A 2,536-nucleotide genomic window follows, 5' to 3' on the forward strand; every position below is an offset into this window, starting at 1 on the left:
TGGGATAGAGAGGTGCGTAGTTCACCCAAGGAGAATCAATCTCTCGAAGTAAAAGTGAAGGGAATTTCTGAAATGGAATTCAGTCTGTCTATATTTGACTATACTTTTACTAACTATAAACACTTTCTTAAGAATTAACCTATGTCACAATAGATGAAGATAAACCAAATAGTGTGAAATTGTAAACTAGGTATTACTGAATGGAACCGCTTTATCAGTACGCGTGGCTAGTTCCCGTCCTGCCTTTGGTAGGCGCTACCCTAGTCGGCGCGGGCTTAATTTCCTTTAATGAAGCCACCAATCGTCTGCGACAGGTAAATGCTGTATTGATCATTTCTACCCTCGGCGCGTCGATGGTGCTGTCCTTTGCGCTGTTGTGGAGTCAAATCAATGGACACGCTCCCTACAACCAAATGATCGATTGGGCATCGGCGGGTAACTTTCACCTGAAAATGGGTTATACGATCGATCACCTCAGTGCTTTAATGTCGGTTATCGTCACCACCGTAGCCTTTTTGGTGATGATTTATACCGATGGTTACATGGCCCACGACCCCGGTTATGTGCGTTTTTACGCCTATCTGAGCATTTTTAGCAGTTCTATGCTCGGTTTGGTCATCAGTCCCAACCTCGTCCAGATCTACGTTTTCTGGGAATTGGTGGGGATGTGTTCCTATCTGCTAGTAGGTTTCTGGTTCACTCGTCCGGCGGCCGCCGATGCCTGTCAAAAAGCCTTTGTTACCAACCGCGTCGGCGATTTTGGCTTATTACTGGGAATGCTGGGTCTTTTCTGGGCAACCGGCAGCTTCGAGTTTGATATCATGGGTGAACGTCTAGAGGAATTAGTCTCTTCTGGAGCCATTGCCGGCAGTTTAGCGGCATTATTCGCCGTTTTAGTCTTCCTTGGACCCGTGGCCAAATCAGCCCAGTTTCCCCTTCATGTCTGGCTACCGGATGCCATGGAAGGTCCGACCCCGATTTCGGCCCTGATTCACGCCGCCACCATGGTAGCCGCCGGAGTTTTCCTGATTGCCCGGATGTATCCCGTTTTTGAGCCAATTCCCACGGCGATGACGGTAATTGCTTGGACGGGGGCCTTTACTGCTTTTCTAGGGGCAAGTATCGCCCTCACCCAGAATGATATCAAAAAGGGTTTAGCCTATTCCACCATCTCCCAATTGGGTTACATGGTTATGGCTATGGGCATCGGTGCTTATAGTGCGGGGTTATTCCACCTGATGACCCACGCTTATTTTAAAGCGATGTTGTTCCTCGGTTCCGGTTCCGTCATCCACGGTATGGAGGATGTGGTCGGTCATGAGCCAGTTTTAGCGCAAGATATGCGGATGATGGGCGGTTTACGCAAGTATATGCCCATTACTGCCCTAACTTTCCTGGTGGGAACTCTGGCCATCTGTGGGATTCCTCCTTTCGCCGGTTTCTGGTCGAAGGATGAAATTCTCGGTTTAGCTTTTGAGGCGAACCCAGCTTTATGGTTAATCGGTTGGGGTACTGCGGGTTTAACGGCTTTCTATATGTTCCGGATGTACTTTAACACCTTTGAAGGGGAGTTTAGAGGTACTAATAAGGAGATTAAACGCCGACTGTTAGCCAATGCGGGTGCGATTCCGGCTTTTGGACCGGGGGCAATGAATGTTAAGCAATTAGACTCGGAAGCGCAGGAAGAAGACAACCACGGCCATCATGCCCGGGAACCCCACGAATCGCCAATTACTATGACTTTACCTCTAATGATTTTAGCGGTTCCCTCTTTGTTAATCGGTTTGGTGGGTAAACCTTGGCAGAATTTCTTCGAGGGTTTTATTCATGTTCCTAACGAAGTGGTGGAAGAAGTTCATGCTTTTGATTGGACAGAGTTTTTAATCATGGCGGGTAATTCGGTAGGGATTGCTTTAATCGGGATTACTGTCGCTTCTTTGATGTATCTCCAGAAGAAAATTGACCCCGCAACTATTGCCGAAAAATTCCCCGCTTTGTATCGTTTTTCCCTGAACAAATGGTACATTGACAATCTGTATGATCGAGTTTTCGTCCAGGGTTGTCGTCGTCTCGCGCGGCAAATTATGGAAGTGGATTATCGCGTTATTGATGGGGCAGTGAATTTAACCGGTTTAGCTACTCTTGTCAGTGGTGAAGGTCTCAAATACCTCGAAAATGGTCGCGCCCAATTCTACGCTTTAATTGTCTTTGCCGCAGTTTTGGGTTTGGTAATTGTCTATAGTCTGGTGTAAATTTTTAATCCCTTGACTAAAGATTTTTAGGGGCGCAAAGCCCCTTTTTTCAGCAGTTTTTTTGGTTTATAGCAGGCAGTAATACTAAATTATTAATAGATCGGTTCTGGGAGAGGGGTTGGGGGTGAGGGCAATTAACCATCTCTGCCATTACTTTAGAAAAATGGTATTGTAAAGTTTCAATACAAATATAGTCAGATATAGCCAGCCATGGTAATATGTGAACACGAAACTATCAGACTAGGCAAAAAAAACAGGAATAAGTTATCGAACGGCTTGGAGGT

The 2,536-nt window shown here is 46.2% G+C and carries 1 protein-coding gene; it reads left to right on the forward strand.

The genetic code is table 11. The annotated features are described in order from the left end of the window. Positions 1 to 200: 200 nt before the first annotated feature. Positions 201 to 2,252, forward strand: a complete 2,052-nt coding sequence (locus EWV84_RS07615; protein WP_287077523.1) for an NAD(P)H-quinone oxidoreductase subunit 5 — start codon at positions 201 to 203, stop codon at positions 2,250 to 2,252. Positions 2,253 to 2,536: the final 284 nt, after the last annotated feature.

This window comes from Microcystis sp. M_QC_C_20170808_M3Col (assembly GCF_007095505.1).
Taxonomy (GTDB): domain Bacteria; phylum Cyanobacteriota; class Cyanobacteriia; order Cyanobacteriales; family Microcystaceae; genus Microcystis.

Excerpts from the sequence above, each read along its gene's own strand:
- EWV84_RS07615 (WP_287077523.1), top strand. The coding sequence starts at position 201 with ATGGAACCGCTTTATCAGTACGCGTGGCTAGTTCCCGTCCTGCCTTTG.